15 protein-coding genes and 1 tRNA gene are annotated in these 17,499 nt (G+C 61.2%); 7 read left to right on the forward strand and 9 right to left on the reverse strand.

The window, feature by feature from the left end; translation table 11 throughout:
• Positions 1–60: 60 nt before the first annotated feature.
• Both tig and JLC71_RS07425 read right to left on the reverse strand, forming a co-directional pair.
• Positions 61–1,368 (reverse strand): trigger factor, encoded by a 1,308-nt coding sequence (gene tig, locus JLC71_RS07420; RefSeq protein WP_200918105.1) that lies wholly within the window; start codon positions 1,366–1,368, stop codon positions 61–63.
• A gap of 136 nt (positions 1,369–1,504) precedes the next feature.
• Positions 1,505–1,589: transfer RNA gene (locus tag JLC71_RS07425), tRNA-Leu, on the reverse strand.
• Between the two features lie 173 nt (positions 1,590–1,762).
• On the opposite strand from JLC71_RS07425, the gene gspL reads away from it, so the two are divergent.
• From gspL to JLC71_RS07445, 4 genes are all read left to right on the forward strand, one after another.
• On the forward strand, positions 1,763–2,821 hold the full coding sequence (gspL, locus tag JLC71_RS07430; RefSeq protein WP_200918106.1) for a type II secretion system protein GspL: 1,059 nt from the start codon (positions 1,763–1,765) through the stop codon (positions 2,819–2,821).
• 5 nt (positions 2,822–2,826) lie between these two features.
• On the forward strand, positions 2,827–3,300 hold the full coding sequence (locus JLC71_RS07435) for a type II secretion system protein M (protein WP_200918107.1): 474 nt from the start codon (positions 2,827–2,829) through the stop codon (positions 3,298–3,300).
• Positions 3,297–4,031 (forward strand): type II secretion system protein N, encoded by a 735-nt coding sequence (gene gspN, locus JLC71_RS07440; RefSeq protein WP_200918108.1) that lies wholly within the window; start codon positions 3,297–3,299, stop codon positions 4,029–4,031. Before JLC71_RS07435 ends, gspN begins: the two co-directional genes overlap by 4 nt.
• Before the next feature lie 65 nt (positions 4,032–4,096).
• Positions 4,097–4,435 carry a P-II family nitrogen regulator gene (locus JLC71_RS07445; RefSeq protein WP_200918109.1) on the forward strand — a complete coding sequence of 113 codons (339 nt, stop codon included), beginning with the start codon at positions 4,097–4,099 and terminating at the stop codon, positions 4,433–4,435.
• 91 nt (positions 4,436–4,526) lie between these two features.
• Here JLC71_RS07445 and JLC71_RS07450 read toward each other — a convergent pair whose 3' ends face one another.
• The 5 genes from JLC71_RS07450 to JLC71_RS07470 form a co-directional block, all read right to left on the reverse strand.
• Entirely contained in the window at positions 4,527–6,692 is a 2,166-nt protein-coding gene (locus JLC71_RS07450; protein ID WP_200918110.1) for a primosomal protein N', read from the reverse strand.
• 318 nt (positions 6,693–7,010) lie between these two features.
• Positions 7,011–8,075 (reverse strand): uroporphyrinogen decarboxylase, encoded by a 1,065-nt coding sequence (gene hemE, locus JLC71_RS07455; protein WP_200918111.1) that lies wholly within the window; start codon positions 8,073–8,075, stop codon positions 7,011–7,013.
• 18 nt (positions 8,076–8,093) lie between these two features.
• Complete coding sequence (locus JLC71_RS07460) at positions 8,094–9,815, reverse strand: ABC transporter ATP-binding protein/permease (protein WP_200918112.1); 1,722 nt, start codon at positions 9,813–9,815, stop codon at positions 8,094–8,096.
• Positions 9,816–9,892: 77 nt separating this feature from the next.
• Complete coding sequence (locus tag JLC71_RS07465) at positions 9,893–10,285, reverse strand: hypothetical protein (protein ID WP_200918113.1); 393 nt, start codon at positions 10,283–10,285, stop codon at positions 9,893–9,895.
• A complete protein-coding gene (locus tag JLC71_RS07470; RefSeq protein ID WP_200918114.1) occupies positions 10,285–11,970 on the reverse strand; it encodes a glutamine--tRNA ligase/YqeY domain fusion protein in 1,686 nt (561 codons plus the stop codon). Before JLC71_RS07470 ends, JLC71_RS07465 begins: the two co-directional genes overlap by 1 nt.
• Before the next feature lie 201 nt (positions 11,971–12,171).
• On the opposite strand from JLC71_RS07470, the gene JLC71_RS07475 reads away from it, so the two are divergent.
• Positions 12,172–12,741: a Yip1 family protein gene (locus JLC71_RS07475; RefSeq protein ID WP_200918115.1), complete on the forward strand. Its 570-nt coding sequence runs from the start codon at positions 12,172–12,174 to the stop codon at positions 12,739–12,741.
• Positions 12,742–12,840: 99 nt separating this feature from the next.
• Here the strand turns inward: JLC71_RS07475 and JLC71_RS07480 are convergent, their stop codons facing one another.
• Positions 12,841–14,082 (reverse strand): uracil-xanthine permease family protein, encoded by a 1,242-nt coding sequence (locus JLC71_RS07480; RefSeq protein WP_200918116.1) that lies wholly within the window; start codon positions 14,080–14,082, stop codon positions 12,841–12,843.
• A 99-nt stretch (positions 14,083–14,181) separates the two neighbouring features.
• Positions 14,182–14,808 carry a uracil phosphoribosyltransferase gene (gene upp / locus JLC71_RS07485; RefSeq protein WP_200918117.1) on the reverse strand — a complete coding sequence of 209 codons (627 nt, stop codon included), beginning with the start codon at positions 14,806–14,808 and terminating at the stop codon, positions 14,182–14,184.
• 516 nt (positions 14,809–15,324) lie between these two features.
• On the opposite strand from upp, the gene JLC71_RS07490 reads away from it, so the two are divergent.
• Positions 15,325–16,353, forward strand: coding sequence for a tetratricopeptide repeat protein (locus JLC71_RS07490; RefSeq protein ID WP_200918118.1), 1,029 nt, complete (start codon positions 15,325–15,327; stop codon positions 16,351–16,353).
• Positions 16,354–16,367: 14 nt separating this feature from the next.
• Entirely contained in the window at positions 16,368–17,498 is a 1,131-nt protein-coding gene (locus tag JLC71_RS07495; protein ID WP_200918119.1) for a L,D-transpeptidase family protein, read from the forward strand.
• Position 17,499 lies beyond the last annotated feature (1 nt).

A 17,499-nucleotide genomic window follows, 5' to 3' on the forward strand; every position in this document is an offset into this window, starting at 1 on the left:
CCCGATATCGGGTCATCGCCTGCGCCGCAGCCCGGACCGGCCGCTCAGCAAAGGAAAAGCTTAACCTTGCTGGCCCATCAGCTCTTCAAAGCTAACCGGCTTTTCAACAGTCTTGGCCTTGGACAGGACGAAGTCGACAACATTGTCTTCCAATGCCATCGATTCCGGGCCGGCCAGACGCTGGCGATCTTCGTAATACCAAGCCAGCACGTCAGCCGGATCTTCATAATTCTCGGCCAGATCTTCGATGATTGCCTTGGTCTGTTCCGGCTTGGCTTCCAGACCGTTGGCCTTCACGACTTCGGCCAGTACCAGACCGAGGTGCACGCGGCGTTGTGCTTGCGCTTCGAACATGGCTGGCGAGAACGGTACCAACTTGGGGTCGATACCGCGTTGTTTCAAGTCAGCTTGTGCCTGTTCTGCCAAACGACCGATTTCCAGACCAACCAGCGACTTTGGCAGCTCAACCGGCGCGGCTTCGATCAGCGTGCTCATGACGTTTTCCTTGGCACGGGCCTTCAGGCGGAAACGCACTTCACGCTCAAGGTTCTTTTTCACCTCGTCGCGCATTTTGGCCACATCGCCATCGGCAACGCCCATGGCTTTGGCGAAGTCTTCGTTGACTTCCGGCAGCAAGGCGGCGGCAACGTTCTTGACGGTGATGGTGAAGACGGCCGTCTTGCCGGCGACATCTTTGCCCTGATAATCCTCAGGAAAACTGACCTCAACATCCTTGGTTTCGTCTTCCTTCATGCCGCGGATGCCAGCTTCGAACTCGGGCAGCATCTGGGCCTTGCCCAGCAGGAAAGCATAGTTTTCTGCCGAACCACCGTCGAAGGCTTCGCCATCGATGGTGCCCTTGAAGTCGATGATGACACGGTCTTCATCGGCAGCAGCACGCTCAACGCGCTCGAAACGGGTGCGTTGCTTGCGCAGGATATCAATCGTCTTGTCGATTTCGGCATCGCTGATGGTCAGCGTCGGCTTTTCGACTTCCTTGTCGGCGAGCTCACCGACGACGACTTCCGGATACACTTCGAAGGTCGCGACGAACTGGAAGTCACCGTCGTCAGCGGCATCGGCCTTAGGCTCGAAACGCGGATAGCCGGCAACTTGCAGCTTTTGTTCTTGTACGGCCAGGCCGAACGAGCGCTCGACGGTTTCGCCAAGCACTTCTTCCTGAACGCGGAAACCGTGTTGCTGTGCAACGATCTTGAGCGGCGCCTTGCCCGGGCGGAAGCCGGCGATCCTGGCGGTCTTGGCGACACGCTTCAGACGGGCATCGACCTGCTTGCCGATTTCTTCACGCGGGACGGAGAAGCTGAGACGGCGCTCAAGCCCGTTCAGGGTTTCCAGTTGTGCTTGCATCGTAACCTTCCTTGGAATTTGAGTGTCGCTCGCGGCGGCAACAGAGGCCGCGATCAGGGTTCGGGGCTGGTCGTTCCGGCTGGGAACCGCCCCCGATGCCTGCGCGCAAACGCACGGCTACCGGGGAAATATTCTGTGGTGCGAGCGGAGAGACTCGAACTCTCACGTCTTACGACGCTGGAACCTAAATCCAGTGCGTCTACCAATTCCGCCACGCTCGCAATGCCGGGAGACTTTGAAACCACGCATTCGCGAGGCAGCCTGCAGACAAGCCTGCGATTATATGGGAAAGCACACGCAAAAAACAAACGCCGCCGCAGCCATTTGCCCACAACACTGCTGTGTCATACTCGCGACGACCTTTCTACTCCCTGCCCGAACCTCACATACGGTCATGAATTCCGTCGCCTCTTACCCTCTTTTGCGCGTGCTGATCGACAGCGACCCCGCCCTGAATCCCCCATTGCAGTGGTGGGCCGGGCAAGCCGGTACGGTACCGGTTCATGGCACAGCCACGCTGGGTATGCTGCCCGCCGCCGATCGACTCGAATGGCTGATCCACCCCGCCCGCGTCGGTTTGCATGCACTGAGCCTGCCGCGTCAGACGCCGGCCAAGCTACGCGCTTTACTGCCACACGCGCTTGAAGACGAGTTACTCATTCCGGTGGAAACACTGCATCTGGCAATGAAGCATGCCGCCGATGGCAAGCTGGCGGCGCGCAGCGTCGATCGGGCTTGGCTACAAAGCTGGCTGGACTACTTTGGCACCGTACAGCGCCCCCCGCAGGCGGCTTGGGCGCTGGCTGACTTATTACCACACGGCCCAGACTGGCTGGCCGTCGAGCTTAATCAAGGCGCCCTGCTGCGTAGCGCCGCAGGCGAAGCCAGCTGGCTCGACGATGCCGCGCTGATCCCGGCCATTGCCGCCGATGCACCGCTCTCGCATCTTGAGCTCAATGCCCTGGCGCTACAGGCCGGGGCCGACGTCAATCTGCTTCAAGGTGAATTCGCGCCGCGAACCTCGCCCAGGATCAACTGGTGGTCATGGCGCCGCGCAGGCGCGCTGGCCGGTGTTTCGCTGGCGCTTTGGCTCGCCAGCGACGCGGTGCACTGGTGGCAATTGCGCCAATCGGTCAACGAGCTGCGTCGCAGCATGCGCCAAAGCTATGCCGCGGCCTTTCCGGGTGAGCCAGTGGTTGATCCGGCCTTGCAACTGGCGAGCAAGTTGCGCCAAACCGGCGCCAAAGCCAGCACGCTGGTTGCGCGACTACAACAACTCGACGGCGCCGGTGTCGCCGCCGGCGCCATCAGCCAGATCAGTTATCAGAACGACAGGCTGACACTGGAGTTGACGCCGGCGGCGGCCGATGCCGTCACGGCGCGGCTGAATGCCGCCGGTGAAAAATTCACCCGCGAGCCGGTGAGCGGCGACCGAGTCAGACTGCAATGGTGATGCCCATGTCCAAATTACACGCCCTGCACACCTGGTGGCGGGGTCGCGAACCACGTGAACGGATCATCCTCGCCAGCGGTGGCGTCATCGTGCTGGCTGCGCTGCTCTACGGCGGCGTGTGGCAGCCGCTATCGAGTGCGTCGGCCAAGCTGACGAGGCAACTACCCAAGCTCCAGTCCGATCTGGCTGATTTGCAACGCGGCGTGACCGAGCTCAAACAATCCGGCGCGCGCCGGCCGGCACCAGCGCCGGGAGAAATCCGCCAGCATGTGCAAGCAACGCTGGATGCGCTGCAACTAAGCGCCGACCTGCAAGCGCTGCCCGGTGAACAAGTGCGCATCGTCATCAGCCGCCTTCCGTTCGAGCAGGTGCTGGCGTTGCTGGGCGCGCTGGAAAACGATCAGAACCTGCATATCGTGCGTGCGGACATCCGCGGTCAGGATGGCTCGGCGCAACTTGAACTGGTGGTACAGCCATGAAACGCCTGAAACCCTCACGGCTGCTGATCATCGGCGGTCTCTGCTTTGCCGCCGCAATCGTCATTCGATTACCGGCCAGCTTGTTGGCCGGGGCGGCACCGGCGCCGCTGCAACTGGCCGGTGTCAGCGGCACGCTGTGGAGCGGCCGTGCCGCGCAGATCGGCATTCATGGTCAGGAGCTGGTGCGCGGGCTTGTTTGGCGCTGGCAACCTGCCAGCCTGCTGCGCGGTGAACTCGGCTGGACACTGGCAAGCACCGATACGGTCACGCCGCTCTCGGGACAATTGCGCGCCGGCTTTGGCGGCATCCGCCTCGATGACCTCAGTGCCCGTCTGCCGGCCGCGCCGATTTTCAATCTGGCCAAGCCGCTGCTGCCGTTTCAACTGGGCGGTACGCTGCTGATCAGTGCCAAACGGCTGGATCGCCACACGCTCATCGATACCAGCGCCCAATGGCTCGATGCCAACTCGTTGGTCACGCCGCAAGCCAATCCCTTTGGTAGTTACAAGCTGGCGCTGCAACAACAGGGCAACACACTCGGCTGGCAAATGACGCCGCTAGGTGGACGGCTGGTGATTTCGGGTCATGGCAACCTCGGCCCGACCGGGCCGCGCGGCAGCCTGACGCTGGAAGCCGCCGAAGGCCAAGCAGCAGCGTTCGCGCCGCTGCTTGATCGGCTGCCGGGCAATGGCAAGGCGCATACGCTACAACTGGGGCCGGCGGCACCGTGAGCGGCCCAAGCCGCTTATAATCGCGGTCAACTCCTCCGCGAAACCGATACTCAAAGGTGCCCGACATGAAGAAAATCGAAGCGATCATCAAGCCGTTCAAACTCGACGAAGTCCGTGAGGCGCTGTCCGAGCTGGGCATCTCCGGCCTGACCGTCACCGAGGTCAAAGGGTTTGGCCGCCAGAAAGGCCATACCGAGCTGTACCGCGGCGCCGAGTACGTCGTCGATTTTCTGCCCAAGGCCAAGGTCGAGGTGGTACTGGCCGACGATATGGTCGATAGCGCCATCGAAGCCATCGTCAAGGCCGCCAATACCGGCAAGATCGGCGACGGCAAGATTTTCGTCTCGCCGATCGAACACGTGGTGCGCATCCGCACCGGTGAAATCAACGACGAAGCGCTTTAAACCTTCTGCCGCATCGCGATCAGCCCGGCCAATGCCGGGCTTTTTCATGCGCGGCATTCATGCAAGCGCCCATTCAACGCAAAAGATCGGTTCAAACCTCTTGCGGGTCGACATCGATCACCCAGCGCACGCCTTTGGGCGGTTTGGCGGCGAGTTGCTCGGACAAATGCGCTGCCGCTGCGGCGATCGGGCCACGCGTCGCCGCGGTCACGAGCATCTGCGCGCGCTCCCAGCCGGCCTTGCGGCTCATGCTTGCTGCAATCGGCGTCATCGCCTGCACCGGCTGGCCAGCCAATGCACCGCGTAGTGCATTCAGAAAGGCAATCGCGGTTTCGGTGCGCTTGGCCTCGGCGCGCACCATCAGCCATGCCGCGCACGGCGGCAGCAAAAGATCGCGCCGGGCGGCGAGCTGTTCGTCGGCAAATGCCGCGTAATCGCCGGCCAGCAGCGCTGCGTAGAACGGATGCTCTGGATAGCGCGTCTGGATCAGCACCTGCCCCGGCTGGCCGGCGCGACCGGCGCGACCGGCCACCTGCAGCAGCTGCGCGAACAACCGTTCTTCGGCGCGAAAATCGACACTGAAGAGGCCGGCATCGGCATTCAGCACCACCACCAGCTGCAAATTGGCGAAGTCGTGCCCCTTGGCGAGCATTTGCGTGCCGACAAGCAAGCGGGTTTCGCCCGAATGCACCGTCGCCAGCATCGCCTCCAGGCTGCCTTTGCGACGAGTGTTGTCGCGATCGATCCGTAGCGGCGGCGTAGCGGGAAAGTGCGTGGCCAGCACGTCCTCGATTCTTTGGGTTCCCTGCCCCAAGGGTTTGAGGTCGGCGTTGCCGCAGTCTGGGCAATGCACCGGGATCACGCATTCGAAACCGCAATGGTGGCAGCGTAAACGCCGGTCATTCAAATGCAGTACCAGCTTGGCTTCGCAGCGTTTGCAATTGCTGACCCAGCCGCATTCATTGCAGGTCAGCACCGGTGAATAGCCGCGCCGGTTGATGAACACCAGCGCCTGACCGCCGCGCGCCAGCGTTGCACGCATGCGCTCAAGCGCCAGGGGATGAATACCATCGGGCATGAATACCTTGCCGGTCGGCAGTACTTCCAGCGTCGGCGCTACCGCGCCCCCCACGGCCCGGTGCGGTAGATCGAGGCGCGTGTAACGGCCTTCCCGCGCGTTCTTCCAGGTTTCGATGCTCGGCGTCGCCGACCCCAGCACCACCGGCACAACACGATCGCGCGCGCGCCATACCGCCAGATCGCGCGCCGAATAGCGCACCCCTTCCTGTTGCCGGTACGAGCCGTCGTGCTCCTCGTCGACGACGATCAGCCCCAGTGAGGGCAGCGGCGTGAATACCGACAAACGGGTGCCGAGCACGATGCGCGCCTCGCCGCGCACCGCCCGCAGCCAGTTGCGCGTGCGCTCGCCATCGGCCAGACCGCTGTGCAGGCTGACGATGGCCTCCTGCGGGAAGCGGGCGCGAAACCGCGCCTCCAGTTGCGGTGTCAGATTGATTTCCGGCACCAGCACCAGCACCTGTTCGCCTCGCCCAAGCCGCTCGGCGATCGTGCGCAGATACACCTCGGTTTTGCCCGAGCCGGTCACGCCATAAAGCAGGAAGGCGGCAAAGCCCGCAGCCGCATTGATCGCCTCGACTGCGTGGGCTTGGGACGCGTGCAAGGCTGGCAAGCTGCCCTGCTGCGGCATCCCTTCGGGCCGCGCCGGCGCCACGGCGATGACCTCGCCGGACGCCTGCCATTCTGCCAGCCAGCGCAGCGCATCGCCGGCGACATCGCGAATTGCCTCGCGTGATTGCGGCGTACGCAATGAATCCGCGAGTTGTCGCTGTTTTTTGGCGCGCGGCGACAGTCTCGTCAGCAAGGCATCGGCATCCACTGCCAGCCACGATAGTCGCGCCTCGTCACCCGACCATGGTTTGGGCTGGCGCAGCGCCGCCGGCAAGGCCGCCGCCAGCACCATGCCCAGCGGCGCGGCGTAAAAGTCGGCGCAAAAACGGCACAGCGCCAGCACATCGCCCGGCAGCGCCGGCAAATCGCCCGGCGCGCTACCGATGTCCTTCAGGCCGGGGAAATCGGGTTGGCGATCGCTGACCGCGACCACCACACCGGAGAGGGTCTGGCGTCCGAACGGCACGATCACCCGCTCCCCCACGCCCGCAGCGGCTCGCGGCGCGCGATAGTCGAAACAGCGTGGCAGGGGCACATCAAGGGCGACCGAGAGGTAGACGTGGGACATTCTGGCCAGGTTCAAGACGGATTATTGCCGCTTCACAAAACTACCCACAAATACTGTGGATAACTTTGTGAACAGCTTGTACAGATGCGCCTCAAAGCCAGTCTCACTCTTGCTTCAGCTAGGTTGCACAAATTTTAAACCGCATTTATATGTCGTTATAAATCAACAACTTAGATGCATTAAACATTACTGAAATACCTGCAAATCAAGCTTGACAAGGATCTAGCTCTGCGGCTCGCCTTTGTTGACAACTTACGATCAACATCAGCAAAAAAGGCCGCACGATAATGCTAAATCCTTGTCATATTTGAGATTTTTCTAAGAAATATGACTTTGTCGTGAAAGCTTGTGTACCGCGTCAACCAGCGCAGCCACATGCTCCGGCGGCGTAAACTGATTGATGCCATGACCCAGATTGAAGACATGGCCAGCACCAGCGCCGTAAGACCTCAGCAGGCGCTCGACCTCGGCCTCGATCGCTGCCGGCTTGGCAAATAGCGCATACGGGTCGAAATTGCCCTGCAAGGCGACACGGTCGCCAACGCGACGGCGGGCATCGGCCAGATCGACGGTCCAGTCCAGCCCCAGCGCGTCACAACCGGTATCGGCCAGCTCCTCGAGCCACAGCCCGCCGCCCTTGGTAAACAGGATCACCGGCACGCGGCGGCCGTCGGCCTCGCGCTTCAAACCGCCGACAATCCGCTTCATATAGGCCAGCGAAAACTCCTGGTACTTGCCGTCGGCCAGCGCCCCGCCCCAGGTATCGAAAATCTGTACCGCCTGCGCGCCGGCGTCGATCTGCGCGTTGAGGTAATCGGTTACCGTCTGCGCATTCACCTCGAGGATGTGGTGCAGCAGTTCGGGGCGGTCGTACATCATGGTTTTGACGCGACGGAAGTCGCTCGAACCGCCGCCTTCGATCATGTAGCACGCCAGCGTGAACGGGCTGCCCGAGAAGCCGATCAGCGGCACCCGGCCATCCAGCGCCTTGCGGATCGAACTCACCGCGTCGAACACGTATTGCAGCTCGGCCAGATCGGGCACCACCAGCTTGCGGATATCGGCTTCGTCGCGCAGCGGCCGCTCGAACTTCGGGCCTTCGCCATCGGCGAAATACAGCCCCAGGCCCATCGCGTCGGGGACGGTGAGGATGTCCGAGAACAGGATCGCCGCGTCGAGCGGGAAACGCTCCAGCGGCTGCAGCGTCACCTCGGTCGCCAGTTCGGTGTTCTTGCACAGCTGCAGGAAGGAGCCCGCCTGCTTGCGCGTGGCGCAGTACTCCGGCAGATAGCGGCCGGCCTGGCGCATCAGCCAGACGGGCGTCATATCGACGGGTTGGCGCAGCAGTGCGCGCAGGAAACGATCGTTTTTCAATTCGGTCATGTTTTCTCTTCACTCAACTCAGGCCAGCCGCCAGCTGCCATCGCCAAGTGTTTCCAGATAATGGTTGTGGAAAATCCGCAGCGTCGAACGATGGCCGACACTGACGATAATGCTGTCTGCCAGCCGGTCTTCGATCAGCTGGTACAGAATGGCTTCGTTGGGTTCATCCAGCGCCGAACTGGCTTCGTCCATCATCAGCACGGCCGGGCGGATGAACAGCGCCCGCGCGAAGGCAATGCGCTGCTGCTCGCCGAGACTGAGGATGTGCGACCAGTTGTCGACGTCGTTGAGGCGGCCGACCAGATGATCGAGCCGCACCGCCGCCAACAGCGCATCGAGTTCGGCATCGTCGTTCGATGGTGGCGCCGGATAGCACAGTATTTCGCGCAGGGTGCCGAGAGGCAGATACGGTTTTTGCGCCAAAAACAGCACGCCACGCTCTTTGACATAAGCCATCTCGCCGACCGAATACGGCCAGATGCCGGCCAGCGTGCGCAGCAGCGTCGACTTACCGCTGCCCGAAGGCCCCTGCACCAGCAGCCGGTCGCCGGCCTTGAGTTCGAGATTCAGATCGGTAAACAGTGGCGTGCCATCTGGCTTTTTCACATTCAGCCCATCGATACGCAAACCTTCGCTCAGCGCGGTCGGGCGCGGCACCGGCAGCGCATCGGCCAGTATCAAACCATCTTCGAAAGTGATCAGCCGGTCGATGATCGCCTTCCAGCTCGCCAGCGATGAAAAGCTGCCGATGACGAAGTCCAGCGCACCGTATACCTGACCGAAGGCACTATTGATCTGCATCAGCCCGCCAAGCTGGATCTCTTTGGCGAAATAACGCGGCGCGGCCACGATGAGCGGGAAGATGATCGCCAACTGTCCCCAGAACGAGGTAAACCAGATGATGCGTTTTTGCCGGCGGATCACCGCCCAGAAGTTGGCCACAAAGGCATCGATCCGCACACCGAGGTTGTGCCCCTCGCGCGCCTCGCCGTGATACAGCGCCACCGATTCAGCGTTCTCGCGCACGCGCACCAGACCGAAACGGAAATCGGCTTCGCGGCGTTGCTGTTCGAAGTTGAGTTTGACCAGCGGCCGGCCGACCAGCACCGTCACCACCGAGCCGACCAGCGCATAAATCAGCGCCACCCAGACCATGTAGCCCTGCACATTGAATTCGTGCCCCCACAGGGTAAAGTGCAGCGGCCCCGATAGCGTCCACAGAATGGTGACGAAAGAGAAAAACGTCACCAGCGAGTTCATCAGCCCAAGCGCCAATCCAAGCGTGCTGCCGACAAATAGCTGTGTGTCTTCGGCGATCCGCTGATCCGGGTTGTCGGTATAGCGGTCGGTCAACTGCAGCCGGTAGTAACCCTGCTTTTCCAGCCAGCGTTGCGACAGATGCTTGGCGTACCAGCGCCGCCATTTGATTTCGAGCATCTGCTGCAAATAGAAGCGGTAGACGCTGATAACGATCCAGACAAAAGCAAGGTAGCCGAACTTGATCAGTGCCGCCTTGAATCCACCCGAGTCAAAATTCTGCAGCGTGTTGTAGAACGTGTTGTACCAGCTGTTGAACAGCACGTTCATATACACCGAGCCAAGGTTCAACCCGACCACGACGGCCAGCAGGCCGTAGGCCTTCCATTTTTCCTCGCTGGTCCAGAACGGCTTGGAAAGCCGCCAGAACTGCCGGAACAAATGCCTGACTGTGGGGATGTTTGCCGGTACGGATGCGTGCATCGCGTTTTGGTCCTCAAAGCGGACTATGCAAAAACGGGCGAGACCGGCTCGCCCGCGGAATCAACAGCTTGAACTCATTATGGGCAAGGACGTTGCGTCCAGCCCTTCTTGCCACCACGGCGGCACTGCCAATCCTGATGAGCCGTGTCGATTTTCCACACCCCGTCAAAACTCAGCGTGAACGTGTAGCGCTGCGCTGCAACCGCATCATCAAGCAGCCCCTTCATCTGGACACTGAGCGAAACATGATCGGGAATCTCGCCGCCCTTGCCTTGCTGGGTGATACTCAGCGTGCGGTACTCGGACAAACCGTGTTCGTCGGCAATGCGGTCCTTGAGGTAATCAAAGACCACCTCGACCGGCGCACGCCCCGGTTTGCCACTGTAGATCAGCGTCGCCGGCGCCGCATCATCGGCGGCAAAGCCGCTACCGGCGACGAACAGCAACAGCGCAAAAACCATACTGCGCATCAGCCGTTTTCCTTGGCCCACGAATCGCGGAGCGTTACGGTACGGTTGAAAACGATCTTGCCGCCGGCGACATGATCGTGACGGTCGGTGACGAAGTAGCCGAGGCGTTCGAACTGGTAACGCGTCTCAGGCACGGCATCCTTGACGCAGGCTTCGATATAGCCGGTGACGACCTTGAACGAGTCGGCATTGATGAACTGCTTGAAATCGACATACTGGCCGTCGGCGCCGCGCACCGCGTCCGGACGGGGCTCGGTAAACAGGCGCTCGTACAGCCTTACTTCGGCCTCGACCGCGTGCGCCGCGCTCACCCAGTGAATCACGCCCTTGACCTTGCGGCCGACCGGATTCTGACCCAGCGTATCCGGGTCGATCGAGCATTTCAGTTCGACCACCTTGCCATCGGCATCCTTGATCACTTCGTCGCACTTGATCACGTAGCTGTAGCGCAAGCGTACTTCGCCACCCAGCGTCAGACGCTGCCACTTCGGCGGCGGCACTTCGGCGAAGTCGTCGCGTTCGATATAGAGTTCCGGCGCAATCGGCACCACACGCTCGCCCCACGCTTCGTGATGCGGGTGAAACGGCGCGCTGCGCGAGGCGGTGGTCGCCGGATCGAAATTGCTCAAGGTCACCTTGATCGGATCAAGCACGGCCATCACACGCGGGCAGGCTTCCTCCAGCGTCTCGCGCACGGCGCCTTCAAGCGACGCAAAGTCGACGACATTCGGCGTCTTCGACACACCAGCGCGCTGCGCGAACAGCCGTACGCCTTCCGGGCTGTAGCCACGACGGCGCATGCCCGAAATCGTCGGCATGCGCGGATCGTCCCAGCCCGACACCAGTTTTTCGTCGACAAGTTGCTTGAGCTTGCGCTTCGAGGTGACGACGTACAGCGTCTCCAGGCGCGAAAACTCGATCTGTTGCGGGTGGTTGCCGATGCTGATGTTATCGAGCACCCAGTCGTACAGCGGCCGGTGATCTTCGAACTCCAGCGTGCACAGACTGTGGGTAATGCCTTCGATCGCATCCGAAATGCAATGCGTGTAGTCGTACATCGGATAGATGCACCAGTCGTTGCCGGTACGGTGATGCTCGGCACGCTTGATACGGTAGATCACCGGGTCGCGCAGATTCAGATTGGGCGCCGTCATATCGATCTTCAGCCGCAACGTTTTGCTGCCGTCGGCAAATTCGCCCGCCTTCATCCGGCGGAACAGATCAAGATTCTCGTCGACCGAGCGTGCCCGGAACGGGCTGTCGCGGCCCGGCACTTCGAAATTGCCACGGTATTCGCGCATCGCTTCGGGGGTCAGATCGCAGACAAAGGCCTTGCCCGACTGGATCAACTCTTCAGCGTAATCATAAAGCTGCTGGAAATAATTGGACGCATAGCGCGTCTCGCCATCCCACTCGAACCCCAGCCAGCGCACGTCATCCTGGATGGCGTGAACGTACTCGTCCTCTTCCTTCTCCGGATTGGTATCGTCCATGCGCAAATTGCACAGGCCCTGATAATCCCGGGCGATGCCGAAGTTCACGCAGATCGCCTTGGCATGACCAATATGCAAGTAGCCATTCGGCTCTGGCGGAAAGCGCGTCTGTACCGCGTCGCGTTTGCCGCTGGCGAGGTCGGTGTCGATGATTTGGCGGATGAAGTTGCTGACCGGAAGCTCGTTGCTCATGCTCGAATTGGGCTGTTGAATGACTCAGACCATCGATTGTAGCGGAAAGGTTGCGCGGCTTGGATGCGTGGTTTTTTACCTTGGCCGCGCACCGGCGACAGGGGAAGCGCCGAACGGCGCAAATCATCGCCGGCAAACCGGTCTAATCTCAATAGGATAGGAGCGCATCAGGCGCCCCGTTTGATGGCGAGGAGACCGACCATGAAAGCGAGTGACTATCCCCACATGCTGACGTCTTATCACAAGGGCTGGGACGAACTGAAGGCACGCCATCCGGCCAGCCTGAAAGTCCTGTTCTCGCTGGTGATTCCGCTGTCGCTGCTGCCTGCCGCGATGATTCTTTACGCCGGCGGCGTCAACGGCATGTATTACGCCGCGGATGCGCCGTTCTCACGCTGGATCGCCGTGGCGGTGATCTTCTTTTTCGCCGAAATCATCACCGTATCGATCATGGCCACGGTGATCCGCCAGATTGCCGCGATGCGCGATTTTTCGACCGACCGTGACAGCGCCTACCTGCTGGCTGCGCTTGGCGCGGTGCCGCTCTGGTTATCGGCGCTGACGCTGTTCGTCCCCAGCATCGCCTTCAACGCATTCTGTGGCGTGCTCGGCTTGGCCGCGTCGTTCTGCCTCCTCTACCACGGCGTACCCTCGCTACTCGGCACCCAGGAGGATATCGAAGCACAGGATGTGGCCTATCTGGTGATGTCGGTCGGCGCTGCGGCGTGGGCCTTGCTGTGTGCGCTGGTGTTGCTGCCGCTGTTCATGTGAGGCGCAATGCAAAGCGAGCCCCGCCTCCGGCCTCGAGCAAAACTGAAAAACGACCCCGCGAGGTCGTTTTTCAGTTTTCTGCTTCAACGTCTTGTTTGCTCAGACGTCCTGCCCCTCGACGATGCCATCGTGATGCTTGTCTTGCGGTAGCACGAAGTTGAGGATGATCGCCAGCACGCTCACCAGACCGACACCGGCAAGGTTGAGATCACCCAGCTTGAGCGTCAGCCCGCCCACGCCGCAGGTCAGCACCACAGCGACGATGACCAGATTGCGCGGCGCCATCAGGTCAACCTTGGCGTCGATCAGCGTTTTCAGGCCGATCGAGGCGATGGTGCCGAACAACAAGACCATGATGCCGCCCATCACCGGCAGCGGAATCGATTGCAGGATGGCGTTGAATTTGCCAAAAAACGCCAGAATCACCGCCAGCACCGCCGCCCAGGTCATGGTCACCGGATTGAAGTTCTTGGTAATCATCAAGGCACCGGTCACCTCGCCATAGGTGGTGATCGGCGGGCCGCCGACGAAGCCAGCGAAACACACGCCAAGACCATCACCGGCCAAGGTGCGGTGCAGGCCCGGTGAAGCGGTGTAGTCCTTGCCGGTTACCCCACCGATCGCCATCACGCCGCCAATGTGTTCGATCGCGGGTGCAATCGCCACCGGCATCATGAACAGCGCAGCCGCCCAGCTGATTTCCGGGTGCACGATATGCGGCAGCGCGAACCACGGTGCGGCGGCAATCGGTGCGAAATCAACCACGCCCAGCAAAGTCGCCGTGACATAACCGACGAAGACCCCGGACAAAATCGGCACCAGCCGCAGCATGCCGCCAGAAAACACCGCCACCACAATGGTCGTCGCCAGCGAGATCGCCGCAAGGAAAATCGAGGTCTGATAGGGAATAAGCTGCTTGCCGCCGCCCTGCCCCATGGCCATGCCCGAGGCCGCCACCGCGACCGACAAGCCAATGACCATGATCACCGGGCCAATCACCACCGGCGGCAAGAGCTTGTGGATGAACGCCATGCCGCGCCAGCGAATCAGCGCCGCGATAAGGAAATACATAAAGCCGGCGGCAAACAAACCAAACTGTGTCGCGGCCTGGCCCCAGGTCTGGATCGAGAAGATGATCGGCCCGATAAACGCGAACGACGAGCCAAGAAAGAGCGGCACTTCACGCTTGGTGACCAGTTGAAACATCAAGGTACCGACCCCGGCGCCGAGCAGCGCCAGTGCCGGGTTGAGGCCGGTCAGCAACGGCACCAGCACCAGCGCACCAAAGGCAACGAACAGGATCTGCGCGCCCGAAATTGCTTGTTTGAGAGTGGAAAACATCGTTATCCCTGAGTTGGTCTTATCTGGGGAAGCCATGCTGAACCATGGACACACAAAACGGGCGCCTCTCGGCGCCCGTTTTAACAATTAATAGCCGATTCAGCGGGTTCCGAAAATCTTGTCACCTGCATCGCCCAGACCCGGAATGATATAACCCTGCTCGTTCAGGTGCGAATCGAGCGAGGCGGTGTAAATTTGCACGTCCGGATGTGCTTCGTTGACGAGCTTGACGCCCTCGGGCGCGGCCACCATGACGATGGCTTTGATCTCTTTGCAGCCATTGCGTTTGAGCATGTCGATCGTCGCCACCAGCGAACCACCGGTCGCCAGCATCGGATCGATGATCAGCGCCAGACGATCACTCAGATTACCGACAAACTTCTCGAAATAAGGCTCCGGCTGCAGCGTTTCTTCATTACGCGCCAGACCGACAACACTGATTTTGGCCGACGGCACCAGATCAAGCACCCCATTGAGCATGCCGATACCGGCGCGCAGGATCGGCACCACGGTCATTTTCTTGCCCTTGATCTGTTGCACATCGACCGGGCCGCACCAGCCGGCTATCGTCACCGGCTCCAGCGGCAAATCGCGCGTGGCTTCATACGCCAGCAACCTGGCCAGCTCGTCGGTCAGCAAGCGAAACTTGTTAGTGCTGACATCGGCGGCACGCAACAGGGACAACTTATGTTGCACCAGCGGATGGTTGACGACGTGAATATGCATGGTGAGTCCCGACGAATATAGAGAAGTATGAATTGATTGTATCCGTCAACGACGCAAGCGCCATTGACGAAAGTCCGGGGTAGCGCGCGAGCTGGCTGCCGAGCGTCAAGCGCCTCGCGTCGATCAGGCAAGGCCCGGCCAAAACCCTGCCTGAACGGCTGGCTGGCGTAAAATAAAGCGAAAGGACTGGAACCGGCAACGTGATTACCACCGCCTGGCTGATCTTGAGCGCGCCCGTGGAAACCACGCCCAGCCGATGCAATGGGTCGGTGCTTGCAGCTTGTTGGCGCAATGCGCTACCCGGTTCGGAAGCGCTGCGGTCATCCGCAACCTGGATTCGGGTGAATTTGACGGGGCCATACGCTGAACATGTCATTAATACAGGCGATGCAAACGCCAAAAGGATGGCTTGCAAACCAACAGGCACAGGCATGATGCGCAACCGGTAGCCGGGTTTTGATAGAATCGCGGCTGTCTACATCGGCCGGATCGTGCCGAAAACAGGAATCAATGCTTATGCGCTTGCGCCGTCTCTCCCTTGCTCTGCTTCCCCTGCTGTTTGCCGGCACCGTTCATGCCGGCGACAAAGAGGATATCCAGCAGTTGCTGCAGACGCGCCAATACGCGCCAGCGCTTGATCGCGCCGACAAGGTACTCGCCAAAAACCCCAAGGATCCGCAGATTCGCTTCATGCGCGGCTTGGCGCTGACCGAACTCGGCCGTAACGACGATGCGATCAAATCCTTCGTCAGCCTGTCCGAGGATTACCCGCAACTGCCCGAGCCGTATAACAATCTCGCGGTGCTGTACGCGCAGCAAAATCAGTACGACAAAGCCCGTACCGCACTGCAAATGGCGATCCAGACCAATCCGAGCTACGCCACCGCGCACGAGAACCTGGGCGACCTGTACGCCCGTTTGGCATCCCAGGCTTATGACAAGGCGCTACAGCTCGATGGCAACAAGGGCACGGCACAGACCAAGCTGAAGCTGGTCAACAATCTTTTCAGCAGCAACGGCACACCAGCACGTCCGGCCGCACCGGCCAAAACTGCGCCAACACCGGTCGCCGTCGCCGCAGTGGTCAAACCGCTCGCCACGCCGGCGCCAACGCCCGCGCCGCCCCCAAAACCAACACCGCTGGCAACGCCAGCCCCCACGCCAGTACCGACGCCGACGCCAGCCCCCAAGCCTGTGGTCGACGAACGTCAGCAAGACGTTATCGCCGCCGTACAGCGCTGGGCACAGATGTGGGCCCGCCAGAACGTCAGCGGTTACCTCGGCGCCTATGCCAAAAACTATGCCCCCGCCGGCCAAAGCCATGCCGATTGGGCCAAGGAGCGACGCGACCGTGTCGCGGCGCCAAAATCGATCGAGGTCAAGTTGTCGGATATTCGCGTCGACTTCAGCGACGACAAGACCGCCAAGGTACGCCTGCGCCAGAGCTATCGTTCCGAACGCCTTTCCAGCACCACCGGCAAAACGCTGGTGCTGGAAAAGAGCGGCGGCGATTGGCTGATCCGCGAAGAGCGTTCGGGGCGCTGATAGGCTAAATCGTCATGTCGTCCACCTTATCCCGGGCACGGCGCCTGACCGCGGTACTGTTGTTGCTGGTACTCGCGCCGGCCGCCCAACCCAAATTTGCCAATCCGCAACAAGCAGTCAGTCCGCTGGCGCAGAGTCGCGCAGGCCGCGCTACGACCGGCTCGCCCGAGCAAATGATCGTTGCCGCGCTCGACGCCATCGGCGCCGGCCGCATGGCCGACGCGCGCGCGACCGTCGATGCGCTGCTGGTGCGCGAGCCCGACTATCGTCTGGCCCACCTGCTTTCCGCCGATTTGTACGCCATGCGGCATCGCCCGCTGCGAACCGTCGGCGATGCCGCCAGCGGCCCCGCCGAGCAACTGGAAGGATTGCGTCGTGAAGCCATGGCACGCATCCAGGCAAGCCGCGATGCGCCGCCCGATGATGCACTGCCGGCGAATCTGCTGGTCATGGCAGCCAAGCAACAATATGCCGTCCTGGTCGATGCCAAGGCGTCCCGCGTCTATCTGTTCAGCAACGACCGTGGCGTACCGCGCCGCATCACCGACTTCTACACCACGATCGGCAAACTGGGCGTCGGCAAGGAAAAGGAAGGCGATCAACGTACCCCGCTCGGGGTGTATTTCGTCACCGGCCAGATGCCGCGCGCGCAGCTTGATACCATGCTCGGCAAGAAAGCCGATCTCTACGGTATCGGCGCGTGGCCGATTTCCTACCCGAACGAACTCGATCGCCAGCAAGGACGCACCGGGCATGGCATCTGGCTACATGGCGTTCCCTACGATACCTATGCACGTTCGCCATGGTCGTCGAACGGTTGCGTAGCCCTGGGCAACGAAGATATGCGTGCGCTCTCGAGCAGCCTGCAGATCGGCGTTACGCCGGTGGTCATTGTGCGCAAGATCGACTGGCTGCCGCGCACGGTTTGGCAACAGAAGCGTCAAGCCGCGCTCAGCATGCTCAAGCACGATCCGGCGGCGACCACCCCAGCTGGGCTCAGCCTGTTCAGCGGCGATGCGACGGAAAACCAGCGCGTCGCGACCTTCGACGATATGCAGATACCGGGAGGCATCCGCCGGCAGTACTGGCAGCGCGTCGACAAGGAATGGCGGATCGTCTGGGACGGGCCGGCCAGGGCCGGTTGAT

Origin of the sequence: Jeongeupia sp. HS-3, assembly GCF_015140455.1 — a bacterium.
Lineage (GTDB): Bacteria > Pseudomonadota > Gammaproteobacteria > Burkholderiales > Chitinibacteraceae > Jeongeupia.